The sequence below is a fragment of the Bacillus cereus group sp. BfR-BA-01316 genome (genome assembly GCF_022664195.1).
GTDB lineage: Bacteria > Bacillota > Bacilli > Bacillales > Bacillaceae_G > Bacillus_A.
This window is the reverse complement of the sequence record NZ_JAKUGX010000008.1, coordinates 130,432-143,586: the sequence shown is the minus strand read 5'-3', so window position 1 is coordinate 143,586 and position 13,155 is coordinate 130,432. Positions and strand designations below refer to the sequence as shown.

Sequence of the window (13,155 nt, the reverse complement as noted above, 5' to 3'; positions counted from 1 at the left end):
CATTCGCTCGACTTGCATGTATTAGGCACGCCGCCAGCGTTCATCCTGAGCCAGGATCAAACTCTCCAATAAAGTTAGTTTGTCTAGCATCTAAAAATAAAAATTGACGTTTCACGTTGTTTGTTTCGTTTAGTTTTCAAAGTTCAACATCGCGTTTCAGCGACTTTCATAATATATCATAGTATATTATTTTCGTCAACAAGTTTTTTTCGATAACTTGTATCTCTCATTTGCTGACTCTGCCTATTATATACACTTCCCTATTGCTATGCAAGTATTATTATAAAAAAATAAGAGGGGGAGAAATCCCCACTCTTATTCTTCAGAAGAAACCTCTTCGCTAATTTCTTCTTCTTCATCCTTTTGTGCTTTTGCTACTGTCGCTACCTCTTGCTCATCCCCTAATCGAATTAGACGAACACCTTGTGTATTACGCCCCATTTGAGAGATTTGATCAACTGGCATACGAATAATAACACCCGCTACTGTAATTAACATAATGTCTTCTTCACCTGTTACAGACTTAACCGCTACTAATTTACCGTTCTTGTCTGTAATGTTACAAGTCTTCAGACCTTTACCACCACGACTCTGTAGTCGATACTCTTCAACCGGCGTACGCTTACCATACCCGTTCTTCGTTACGATTAAGACATTCGTATCCTCTTCAACAATTTCCATACCTACTACTTGGTCCTCTTCGCCTAGTGTAATAGCTTTTACACCAGCTGCATTACGGCCCATAGAACGTACATCCTGTTCATTGAAGCGAATTAACATACCATTGCTGGTCCCTACGATAATATCTTTATCACCAGATGTTAAACGTACAGAAATTAATTCATCTTCTTCACGAAGCGAAATTGCAATTAAACCGTTCGTACGTATATTTGCAAATGATGAGAGCGGCGTTCTCTTAGAAATACCTTGTTTCGTTGTAAAGAATAAGAACTGGTCGTCACCAAATTCACGAATTGGAATAATAGCGTTGATCCACTCACCCTTATCTACCCCTAATAGATTAATAATCGGTATGCCTTTTGCTGTACGACTATACTCTGGAATTTCATATCCTTTTGTACGGTATACTTTACCCTTGTTTGTGAAGAATAAAATATGATCATGAGTAGACGTTGTTAATAAATGTTCAACAAAGTCATCATCATTCGTACCCATTCCTTGTACACCACGTCCCCCACGGTTCTGTGTTTTGTACGTAGAAGCCGGTAACCTCTTAATATAACCATTATGAGTAAGTGTAATTGCGATATTTTGTTCTGGGATTAAATCTTCATCCTCTATAGCTTCCATACCGCCAATTGTAATTTCTGTTCTTCTCTTATCATTAAAACGTTCTTTTACTTCAGCTAATTCCTCGCGAATAATTTCAAGAACTTTTTCTTCGTCTGCTAAAATTGCTTTTAACTCTGCAATTAGCTTCATTAAGTCTTGATATTCTTGTTCAATTTTTTCACGTTCTAATCCGGTTAAACGTTGCAAACGCATATCTAAAATCGCTTGCGCTTGTTTCTCACTTAAGCCGAAACGTTCCATTAAACCTTGTTTTGCAATATCAGCTGTTTTGGAACTACGGATTAAAGTAATAACTTCATCAAGATGATCTAAAGCAATTCGTAATCCCTCTAAAATATGAGCACGCGCTTCTGCTTTCTCTAATTCATAAGCAGTACGTCTACGAATTACTACCTTTTGATGCTCTAAATAATAATATAGATTTTGTTTTAAATTTAGGACTTGTGGCTCTCCATTTACTAGAGACAACATATTAATACCGAAACTTGTTTGAAGTGCTGTATGCTTATATAGATTATTTAATAGTACATTGGCATTGGCATCACGACGTACTTCCATAACAATACGCATACCATTTCGATCCGATTCATCGCGTAAATCTGTAATGCCTTCAATTTTCTTATCACGAACTAATTCTGCAATCTTTTCAATTAATCGCGCCTTATTAACTTGATAAGGTAGTTCTGTTACGATAATAGATTGTTTACCATTTGCTCTCTCTTCAATTTCAACTTTAGCACGAAGTATAATAGAACCGCGACCCGTTTCGTAAGCTCTTCGAATTCCACTTCGCCCTAAGATTAAACCTGATGTTGGGAAGTCTGGCCCGGGAATATATTCCATTAATTCCGCGATAGTGATATCTGGGTTATGACTTAATGCCAACACACCATCAATTACTTCTCCAAGTTGATGCGGTGGAATATTTGTTGCCATACCTACCGCAATACCCGTTGTACCATTTACTAATAAGTTAGGGAAACGCGCTGGTAATACAACTGGTTCCCTTTCAGAACCATCGTAGTTATCTTGATAATCAATTGTATTCTTTGTAATATCACGTATTAATTCCATAGAAATCTTAGACATTCTTGCTTCTGTATAACGCATTGCTGCAGCTGAATCTCCATCAACAGAACCGAAATTACCATGTCCATCAACAAGCATGTAACGTTGACTAAAATCTTGCGCCATACGTACCATTGTTTCATAAACAGCTGAATCACCGTGCGGGTGATACTTACCAATTACTTCGCCGACAATACGTGCCGACTTCTTATATGCTTTATCAGCTGTAATTCCTAAATCATTCATCGCATATAAAACCCTACGATGAACTGGTTTTAATCCATCACGAACATCTGGTAATGCACGAGATACGATAACACTCATTGCGTAATCTAAAAATGAGGTACGCATTTCATGACTAATATTAATTTCTCGAATTCGTGCTTGTTGTTGATTGTCTGACATCAACGAGCACCTCCTCTTACATTTCCGTTACACATACATTGATTTATATGTAGAAGACAGGAATACTTAGATTCCTGTCATTACTCACTTAAATATCAAGGTTTTTCACGTATTTTGCATTTTCTTGGATAAAGTTACGACGCGGCTCTACTTTATCACCCATTAAAATTTCAAATGTTTCATCCGCTTCAATTGCATCTTGAAGGGAAACTTGAAGTAACGAACGTACTTCTGGGTCCATTGTCGTCTCCCACAGCTGGGTTGGATTCATTTCCCCTAAACCTTTATAACGCTGAATCCCAGGCTTAGGTTGAGTTGGTAATTCAGCTAGTATTTTTTCAAGTTCTTTATTATTGTAAGCATATTGAATTTTTTTACCTTGCTGTACTTTAAACAATGGTGGTTGCGCAATATATATATAACCACACTCAATTATTTGACGCATATAACGATAGAAGAACGTTAATAATAGGGTACGAATATGTGCACCATCCACGTCCGCATCTGTCATAATAATAATTTTATGATAACGGGCCTTCTCAATATCGAAATCCCCACCAATATTTGTACCGATTGCTGTAATAATTGTACGCACTTCATCATTAGATAAAATTTTATCTAATCGCGCCTTTTCAACGTTAATAATTTTACCTTTAAGTGGTAAAATCGCTTGAAAATGACGGTCACGCCCTTGTTTCGCAGATCCGCCGGCAGAGTCACCCTCTACGATGTAAATTTCACTGATTGCTGGATCTTTCGAAGAACAATCCGCTAATTTACCTGGTAAACTCGAAACTTCTAACGCACTCTTTCTACGTGTCAATTCACGAGCCTTTTTAGCGGCTACGCGCGCGCGCGCTGCCATAGTCCCTTTATCTATAATTTTACGTGCAACATTGGGGTTTTCCAGTAAGAACTTTTCAAAGGCCTCTGAGAATACAGATTCTGTAATCGTTCTCGCTTCACTATTTCCAAGTTTCGTCTTCGTTTGCCCTTCAAATTGTGGATTTGGATGTTTAATTGATACGATTGCTGTTAAGCCTTCACGAACATCTTCACCAGTTAAATTACTATCCGCATCTTTTAAAATGTTATTTTTACGACCATAATCGTTGATTACACGTGTTAGGGCAGTTTTAAATCCTACCTCATGTGTACCACCTTCATACGTATGAATATTATTTGTAAATGAGTAAATATGATTTGTATATCCTTCGTTATATTGAAGCGCAACTTCAACCTGAATTCCATCTTTTGAACCTTCAACATATACAGGCTCTTCATGGATTGGTTGTTTTGAACGATTTAAATGTTCCACATAAGATTTAATTCCACCTTCGTAATGGAATTCTTTCTTTTGCTTATGTTCACGCTTATCTTCAATTGTTAATTTAATATTACGATTTAAAAACGCCAACTCACGCATACGAGTAGCTAATGTATCAAATTCGTATTCTGTCGTCTCTGTAAAAATTTCTGCATCTGGCTTAAAGCGTGTGATCGTTCCTGTATGATCGGTTTCACCTATTACTTTTAAATCCGCAGCCGGGATCCCACGTTCATATTTTTGATAGTGTATTTTTCCATCTCGATGTACAAATACCTCTAATTCTGTTGATAAAGCATTTACAACAGATGCACCAACACCATGCAAACCACCAGAAACTTTATAACCGCCACCGCCAAATTTACCACCAGCATGGAGTACCGTCATAATAACTTCTACAGCAGGACGTCCCATTTTTTCTTGTATACCTACAGGAATACCACGGCCGTCATCTGTTACAACAATACTATTATCTTCTTCAATACTGACATTAATTTCATCACAATATCCTGCTAAAGCTTCGTCAATACTGTTATCAACAATTTCCCATACAAGATGATGAAGACCTTTTCCACTTGTAGAACCGATATACATACCAGGACGCTTTCGAACTGCCTCCAGTCCTTCTAACACCTGAATCTGACTTTCATCATATGCGTTTTCCTGCATTTGTTTTTGTTCCATTGACACAAAGATCACCTACTTTTCCATTTAAACAGAAATTATTTTCTGTCTATTTCACAATCTACCGTGCCGTTCGTTACATGAATTGTTTTCGCTTCTTTCAATGTTTCGTGTTCAATTCCGTCGACACTCGTCGTGGTCACAAATGTTTGTACTTTTCCTTGAATTGTATTTAAAAGATGTGATTGACGATAATCATCTAGTTCTGATAACACATCATCTAATAAAAGGATTGGATATTCCTTAACCTCTGAATAAATTAATTCAATTTCAGCTAATTTTAGGGACAGTGCGGTTGTTCGTTGTTGCCCTTGTGAACCAAAGACCTGAACATTTTTACCATTAACGAAGAATTGTAAATCATCACGATGAGGACCAATTAAAGTTGTACCACGGAAAATTTCACGTTGTTTCACAGATTGAAAACTTTCATAGTATACTTCTTTTATTTTCGACAAATCCATTGATTCTGATACATCTACACTTGGTTTATAGATGATTTCTAACTCCTCTAATCCTCTGCTAATTCCCCGGTGAATTGGAGCAGCCCATTCTTGTAGTAAATGCAAAAACTCAAAACGTTTTCGCAAAATTTTCGCACCATGCTCAATAAGTTGAAGTGTAAATACATCCAACATCGTTTCCTCATTTTTACTATTCCCTTGCATCTTCTTAAGTAAATGATTTCGTTGCATGAGTACCTTTTGATATTGACTTAATTCATACAAATAGACAGGAGCTATTTGTCCAAGTTCCATATCTAAAAAGCGTCTTCGTACTTGAGGGCTTCCTTTTACAAGGTTTAAATCTTCTGGGGCAAACATAACAACATTCATTTCACCAATATACTGGCTCAATTTTTGCTGTTCTAACTGATTTAACTTTGCCTTTTTACCTTTTTTTGAAATGTTTAATTCTAAGGATAAAGAACTATTTCGCCTTTGTAATCTACCTTTTATATTACCATAATCCTCATCCCAACGAATGAGTTCACGATCGTTCGAAGTTCTATGGGATTTCGCCATCGCCAATACATAAATAGCTTCCATTAGATTCGTTTTCCCTTGCGCATTTTCACCAATAATTACATTGACTTTATCCTCAAAGGAAAGCTCTAAATGCTCATAATTGCGATAGTTTTTTAATTGTATTTCTGTAATAAACAAAGGGATCCCCCTTTATGCCTGAACTTGGAAAGTTCCGCTTCCCGGAATTTCAACAATATCATTTGCATATAGCTTTCGGCCTCTTCTATTTTCAAGTTCTTGATTCACGTATACTTCATATTCTTGTAAGAACCATTTCACAGCGCCACCTGTATCAATTACATCAGCTAACTTTAAAAATTGTCCTAGTGTAATGTATTCTGTTGAAATCTTAATAAGTTTCATAAAATCGCTCACTTTCTGAAAGTGTTCATTCTTTCATTGTACTAAATAAACTAGCATTAGGAAAGTAATACCCTACAAATCAAATAGGGGTCACTAGTACCTTTACACTAGCAACCCTCAGCCCTTACTTAGTAAGTACGTACCGGTAAAATTAATTGAATGATGGAATCATCATTCACTGTGCGAATTAAAAACGGTCTCATCGCTCCAGTAAAACTAACTTTAATTTCTGTACTGTCTAAAGCTTTTAATGCGTCCATCATATATTTTGCACTAAAAGATATTTTTAATTCTTCTCCATCTACATTTTCACATTGAACCTCTTCTACTACTTTTCCGATTTCTGGTGCATTCGAAGAAATCTCTAACATCTGTTGTTCTAATGTTGATAATTTAACAACGTTGTTACGACCGTCTCTTGCTAATAGCGACGCACGATCAATTGCTTGTAAAAATTCTTTTGTATTTACAAAGATATCAGTCTTACTCTCGGCTGGAATTAAACGCGTTGTATCTGGATAATTCCCTTCTAACAATCTTGAGAAGAATAATAAATGTTTTGTACGGAATAATACTTGATACTCCGTAATAACGATATCTACCATTTCTTCAGATTCATCTAGAATTTTACTTAATTCACTTAAGCTCTTACCAGGAATAACGACATTCGCTTGAAATTCATCGGCAATATTATACCCTTCGATTTTTGCTTTACGAAGTGCTAGCCTGTGACTATCTGTTGCAATGCAAGTTAATTCGCTGTTATATACTTTCCAGTTTACACCTGTCAAGATCGGCCTTGTTTCAGAAGTTGAAACTGCAAATACAGTTTGCCTGATCATGTGTTTAAGTAAATCTGTTGGAATCTTAAATACATGATGTTCTTCAATCTGTGGCAATAACGGATATTCAGCAGAATCTAAACCATTTAAATTAAACTCTGATTTTCCAGATTTTATTTTTGTCATAAAATGATTTTCCACAGAAATTTCAACAATTTCTTTAGGCAATTTTTTTACGATCTCACTAAAATATTTTGCTTGTAAAACAATACTTCCTGATTGTTCGATTTCAACAATTTCTTTTCCAGCATCTTCGACTGGGATAAATGATTCGATAGAGATGTCTGCATCACTACCTGTTAAGGTAACTCCTTCTTCAGTTGCTACAACTTTAATTCCTGTAAGAATTGGAATTGTTGTACGAGAAGAAACTGCCTTCATTACATCTTGTACGCTTCTTACAAGATAGTCTTTTTGTATTGTAAAACGCATAACGAAAAACCTCCGGTAAGTATAAGATTTTATTTATTTAATAAAGATAAAAAAGTAGTAGTAATAGTAATAGGGCTTGTGGATATGTGGATAACCCTGTTTAAAGATGTAAAAACAGTCTATCTATATGTGGATAGACTGTGTGTAAAATAAGCTAAGTTATTCACACTATTCAGCTACTACTATTTTAAAATATCCTTAATTTCTTCAACGTGTTTCTGTAATTGAGTATCCGTTTTTAATAGTTTCGAAATTTTTTCGTGAGCATGGATTACTGTTGTATGATCGCGGCCACCAAATTCTTCACCTATTTTTGGCAAAGATGAGTCCGTAAGTTCACGTGATAAATACATCGCAATTTGGCGAGGGAATGCAACGGATTTTGTCCGTTTTTTTGCTTTGAAATCTTCTAACTTTACTTGATAGACGCCTCCAACAGCCTTTTGAATATCAGAAATAGCAATAATTCTAGGTATAGAGTTTGGAATAATATTTTTAAGCGCTTCAGCCGCTAAATCAGCATTCATATCTTTATTAATTAAAGATGAATAAGCTACAACTCGAATAAGTGCACCTTCTAGTTCACGAATGTTTGAATCGATTTGATTTGCGATATAAAGCATAACTTCATTTGGTATATCAAGACCTTCTGCTTTTGCTTTTTTACGTAAAATTGCGATTCTAGTTTCTAGATCTGGTGGTGTAATGTCCGTAATTAACCCCCATTCAAAGCGAGAACGAAGGCGATCTTCTAAAGTTGGGATTTCTTTTGGTGGTCTATCGCTTGAAATCACAATTTGTTTACTTTCTTCATGTAACGCATTAAATGTATGGAAAAACTCTTCCTGTGTTTGTTCTTTTCCAGCAAGAAATTGAATATCATCTATCAATAAGACATCTACATTACGATATTTATTACGAAAATCGACAGCTTTATTATCACGAATTGAGTTAATAAATTCATTTGTAAATTTTTCAGATGATAAATATACAACTTTTGCATTCGGGTTGTGTTCAATTACATAATGCCCAATTGCGTGCATTAAATGTGTTTTTCCAAGTCCAACGCCCCCGTAAATAAAGAGCGGATTATAGGCTTTAGCTGGTGCCTCAGCTACAGCTAAAGAAGCAGCATGTGCAAAACGATTACCAGAGCCAATAACAAATGTATCAAATGTATATTTTGGGTTTAACATGCTCTGTGGTAAGTGATTAGACTCATCATGTGCGTGTTTTTGCTTAACAGAAGGGAGATCTATGTCCTCTTCTGCCTGACTTTGGGGAATGATAAAACGAATAGCTAGTTTTGCACCTGTTAAATCATAAAGTGTTTCGGAGATTAGTTCCGAATAATGAGATTCTAGCCAGTCACGAGCAAATTCATTTGGAGCTGTAATAGTTAATACATCTTTTTTCAAGTTATGAGCAGTTGTTGATTTTAACCAGGTTTCATAACTTGGCTTGCTTACCTTTTTTTCTAATTCTTTTAAGGCACTATTCCATAAATCAGAGATATTTTCCAAAGGTGTCCCTCCTTTACAAAGATGGTAAAAGAATAAGGTTGCGCAACAATTGTACAACCTATAAATATTTTTAATGCATATTTATACGAAACGTATTTTAAAATATAAAAACGTCGTTAGTATCCGAGATAGAGTTTTCGACAAAAAAACAAATGTGGACAACTATTTACCCACATGTGATTTAAACTATCCACATGTTATACACAAATTGTGGATAAAATAAAGGTGTGAAAAACTTATTCAAAGTGAAAACACAACTATAATATCAAAAAAAAGCAGCTATAGCAATGAATTTAAGAAAGTTATCCACAAAATCAATACCTTGTGGAATAAACTTGTCCACAATACGATATACTGTGTAAAAGTAAAAAAAGAGTTTGTGGACAAAAAAAAGAGAAAAAATATTTATCCACAAGGAAATATAGGGACTGTGAAAAAGTGTGTGAATAGGTTAAAAATGAATATTTGATGAAAATTTCGAGAACCATTGACATTTTCCTATTTGATTTACTATAATTTATTAGACTGTCTTTAACAGATATTCCTCAGGGAGGTGTCATATAATGAAAAGAACTTACCAACCAAATAAACGTAAGCGCAGCAAAGTACATGGTTTCCGCAGCCGTATGAGCACAGCAAACGGACGTAAAGTGCTAGCAGCTCGTCGTCGTAAAGGAAGAAAAGTATTATCTGCGTAGACCACTGATCGTTCAGTGGTCTTTTTTTCTAATAATAATGAGTTTCCGCTGATGAAATACAGGAGTGTCAATTGATATGAAGAAAAAAAATCGTATAAAAAAGAATGATGAATTCCAGGCTGTTTTCCAAAAAGGACAATCGAATGCCAATCGCCAGTTTGTTGTATACAAATTAGATAAAGAAAAACAGCCGCATTTTCGCATTGGTCTTTCTGTTAGTAAGAAAATAGGAAATGCAGTAGTTCGTAATCGAATTAAGCGTATGATTCGCCAATCGATTATAGAATTAAAAGATGAGATAGATTCTGGAAAAGATTTTGTTATAATAGCAAGGAAGCCTTGTGCAGAGATGACATATGAAGAGTTAAAGAAAAGCTTAATTCATGTCTTTAAACGCTCTGGTATGAAAAGAATGAAAAGTAGCGTAAGGAAATGAATTACACTATATACATACCGAAACAAGGAGGAGCAGGCTTTGAAAAAGAAAATAGGTTTATTAGCCATGGTTATTATGTTAATGGCAATTGCTACCGGCTGTAGTGAAACAAATCAGCCGATTACACCGAAAAGCACTGGGATTTGGAATGAATATTTCGTATACCCGCTTTCTCAGTTAATCACGTATTTTGCAAATTTATTTGGTAGTAATTACGGTTTAGCAATCGTTGTTACAACTCTTATCATTCGTTTTGCATTATTACCATTAATGATTAAACAAACGAAGAGTACGAAAGCAATGCAGGCGTTACAACCAGAAATGGTGAGATTAAAAGAAAAGTACAGCTCAAAAGATCAAGCAACACAACAAAAATTACAACAAGAAATGATGCAGTTGTATCAAAAAAATGGAGTAAATCCATTAGCAGGATGTTTACCAATATTTGTTCAGATGCCTATCCTATTTGCTTTTTATCATGCGATTATGAGAACGGCAGAAATTAGTAAACATACATTTTTATGGTTTGATTTAGGACAGGCAGATCCTTACTATATCCTTCCAATTGTTGCGGCTATTACGACTTTTATTCAGCAAAAGCTTGCAATGGCAGGAACGGCTGGACAAAATCCGCAAATGGCAATGATGATTTGGCTTATGCCAATTATGATTTTAGTCTTTGCAATTAACTTCCCAGCAGCACTATCATTGTACTGGGTAGTTGGTAATATCTTTGGTATCGCTCAAATGTATATGATCAAAGGGCCTGAAATTAAGGCTAGTAAGGCAGGAGGATCAAGCAAGTGAGTATAATTACTGCTAAAGGACAAACAGTCGAGCTGGCAGTACAAGATGCTTTAAGACAATTAAATGCTTCGAAAGATCGAGTAGATATAAATATTATCGATGAGGGTAAGAGGGGATTCCTAGGTTTATTTGGGAATCGTCCCGCTGTAGTAGAAGTTGTATTGAAAAAAGATCCAATCCAAGAATGTGAAGAATATTTAAAAAATGTTATTCGAAATATGGGTGTGGAAGTTGAGATTAGAAAAATTGTAAAAGGACGCGAAGTTGAATTTACAATTTCTGGTGAAAATATCGGTATTTTAATTGGTAAAAGAGGTAATACGTTGAATTCTTTACAGTATTTAACAAAACTTGTTGCGAATCGTAATACAAAGCAATATATTGGTATTACACTGGATGCTGAAAACTATCGTAGTAAAAGAAAAAATACGTTAGAATCTCTTTCTTATCGATTAGCAAAACAAGTAGTGAGTACGAAAAAAAGAGTTGTTCTAGAACCAATGCCTTCTTTCGAACGAAAAATTATTCATCAAGCATTATCTAATCATCAAAATATTATTACAACTTCTGAAGGGAAAGAACCACATCGGTATGTTGTAATATCTTCCAAGTGACCGGTTACTCAATTGAGTGCCGGTTTTTTTGAGGAGAAAATAAATGTGGATAACTAAAAAACACTAAACTTATCCACTGTGAATAAGTTTAGTGCTTTTTACATAAGGACATAATAAAATGAGTTATTATTCTTTTGTAGATAGGTTCGTTATGGTATCCTAATAATTTAGTGACGGAAAAAATTCATGTTGAAATAGAGATAAATAAGCAAGTGAGGTGAAAGGACATGGAATTTGATACAATTGCCGCAATTTCCACAGCACTTGGGGAAGGTGCAATTGCCATTGTTCGAGTAAGTGGGGATGATGCGATTGAGAAAGTCGATCGTATTTTTAAAGGGAAGGATTTAACACAGGTTTCTTCCCATACAATTCATTATGGTCATATTGTCGATTTAGATACAAATCAAGTTATTGAAGAGGTTATGGTGTCCATTATGCGTGCACCAAGGACTTTTACGCGTGAAAATATAGTAGAAATTAACTGTCATGGTGGACTTGTTTCGGTAAATAAAGTATTACAGCTTATTTTAGCACAAGGAGTACGACTGGCAGAGCCTGGTGAATTTACAAAACGTGCTTTTTTAAATGGACGTATTGATTTGTCACAGGCAGAAGCTGTTATGGACTTAATCCGTGCGAAAACAGATCGTGCTATGAACGTAGCGATTAACCAAATGGAAGGAAGATTATCTAAATTAATCGGCCGTCTGCGTCAAGAAATATTAGAAATATTAGCTCATATTGAGGTGAATATAGATTACCCGGAATATGATGATGTAGAAGAGATGACGCATAATATTTTAATTGAGAAGGCTACACATGTCCGTGCTGAAATTAAAAAGATATTAGAAACATCGAAGCAAGGAAAGATTTTACGTGAAGGGATTTCTACCGCGATTATCGGTAGACCTAACGTTGGGAAATCATCGCTATTAAATAGTCTTGTTCAGGAGAAAAAGGCAATTGTAACTGATATTGCAGGAACAACTCGTGATGTTATTGAAGAGTACGTTAATGTGCGTGGTGTACCACTTAAACTTATAGATACAGCCGGAATTCGTGAAACGGAAGATGTTGTTGAACGAATTGGTGTAGAGCGTTCGAAAGAAATGATGAGCCAAGCAGACTTAGTGTTAATTGTAGTGAACTATAGCGAGGCTTTAACAAATGAAGATGAGGATCTATTCCGTGCCGTACAAGGAAAAGATTTCATTGTCATTGTAAATAAGACAGATTTACCGCAAGAAATTGATATGGAACGTGTTACAGATTTAGCGGTAGGCAATCGTGTTATTACAACATCTTTAATTGAGGAGCAAGGAATAGATGAGCTTGAAAAGGCAATAGCTGATTTATTCTTTGAAGGAACAATTGATTCTGCGGATATGACATACGTGTCTAATGCGAGACATATCGGATTATTAACCCAAGCAGGAAAAACAATTAATGATGCAATTGAAGCGATAGAAAATAGTGTTCCGATTGATATGGTTCAAATTGATTTAACAAGAACGTGGGAAATACTTGGTGAAATTACTGGTGATACTGTCCATGAAAGCTTAATTGACCAATTGTTCTCTCAATTTTGTTTAGGAAAATAAAGTGAAACTT

11 protein-coding genes and 1 rRNA gene are annotated in these 13,155 nt (G+C 35.4%); 5 read left to right on the top strand and 7 right to left on the bottom strand.

The annotated features are described in order from the left end of the window. From MR071_RS09515 to dnaA, 7 genes are all read right to left on the bottom strand, one after another. Nucleotides 1-72 (bottom strand): 16S ribosomal RNA (locus MR071_RS09515); the annotation flags it as partial. Between the two features lie 243 nt (nucleotides 73-315). Further along, on the bottom strand, nucleotides 316-2,787 hold the full coding sequence (gene gyrA / locus MR071_RS09510; RefSeq protein ID WP_105587928.1) for a DNA gyrase subunit A: 2,472 nt from the start codon (nucleotides 2,785-2,787) through the stop codon (nucleotides 316-318). A gap of 88 nt (nucleotides 2,788-2,875) precedes the next feature. Then, nucleotides 2,876-4,798, bottom strand: a complete 1,923-nt coding sequence (gene gyrB / locus MR071_RS09505; RefSeq protein WP_105587929.1) for a DNA topoisomerase (ATP-hydrolyzing) subunit B — start codon at nucleotides 4,796-4,798, stop codon at nucleotides 2,876-2,878. Nucleotides 4,799-4,836: 38 nt separating this feature from the next. Then, a complete protein-coding gene (recF, locus tag MR071_RS09500) occupies nucleotides 4,837-5,964 on the bottom strand; it encodes a DNA replication/repair protein RecF (protein WP_105587930.1) in 1,128 nt (375 codons plus the stop codon). 12 nt (nucleotides 5,965-5,976) lie between these two features. Further along, nucleotides 5,977-6,189 (bottom strand): S4 domain-containing protein YaaA, encoded by a 213-nt coding sequence (gene yaaA, locus MR071_RS09495; protein ID WP_002016484.1) that lies wholly within the window; start codon nucleotides 6,187-6,189, stop codon nucleotides 5,977-5,979. Nucleotides 6,190-6,317: 128 nt separating this feature from the next. Further along, the gene (gene dnaN, locus MR071_RS09490) at nucleotides 6,318-7,463 is read right to left on the bottom strand and encodes a DNA polymerase III subunit beta (RefSeq protein WP_105587931.1); all 1,146 of its coding nucleotides are present in this window, start codon (nucleotides 7,461-7,463) and stop codon (nucleotides 6,318-6,320) included. A 182-nt stretch (nucleotides 7,464-7,645) separates the two neighbouring features. After that, nucleotides 7,646-8,986, bottom strand: coding sequence for a chromosomal replication initiator protein DnaA (gene dnaA / locus MR071_RS09485; protein ID WP_105587932.1), 1,341 nt, complete (start codon nucleotides 8,984-8,986; stop codon nucleotides 7,646-7,648). Between the two features lie 563 nt (nucleotides 8,987-9,549). Between dnaA and rpmH the strand changes: the two genes are divergently transcribed. The 5 genes from rpmH to mnmE all read left to right on the top strand — a co-directional run bounded on the left by rpmH (nucleotide 9,550) and on the right by mnmE (nucleotide 13,145). Continuing rightward, entirely contained in the window at nucleotides 9,550-9,684 is a 135-nt protein-coding gene (rpmH, locus tag MR071_RS09480) for a 50S ribosomal protein L34 (protein WP_000831901.1), read from the top strand. A 76-nt stretch (nucleotides 9,685-9,760) separates the two neighbouring features. Continuing rightward, entirely contained in the window at nucleotides 9,761-10,120 is a 360-nt protein-coding gene (rnpA, locus tag MR071_RS09475) for a ribonuclease P protein component (RefSeq protein WP_242235810.1), read from the top strand. A 39-nt stretch (nucleotides 10,121-10,159) separates the two neighbouring features. After that, nucleotides 10,160-10,927 carry a YidC family membrane integrase SpoIIIJ gene (gene spoIIIJ, locus MR071_RS09470; protein ID WP_105587934.1) on the top strand — a complete coding sequence of 256 codons (768 nt, stop codon included), beginning with the start codon at nucleotides 10,160-10,162 and terminating at the stop codon, nucleotides 10,925-10,927. Further along, entirely contained in the window at nucleotides 10,924-11,541 is a 618-nt protein-coding gene (gene jag / locus MR071_RS09465) for an RNA-binding cell elongation regulator Jag/EloR (RefSeq protein ID WP_242235808.1), read from the top strand. Before spoIIIJ ends, jag begins: the two co-directional genes overlap by 4 nt. Before the next feature lie 227 nt (nucleotides 11,542-11,768). Further along, nucleotides 11,769-13,145, top strand: a complete 1,377-nt coding sequence (gene mnmE / locus MR071_RS09460) for a tRNA uridine-5-carboxymethylaminomethyl(34) synthesis GTPase MnmE (RefSeq protein ID WP_105587936.1) — start codon at nucleotides 11,769-11,771, stop codon at nucleotides 13,143-13,145. The last annotated feature ends 10 nt before the right edge of the window (nucleotides 13,146-13,155 follow it).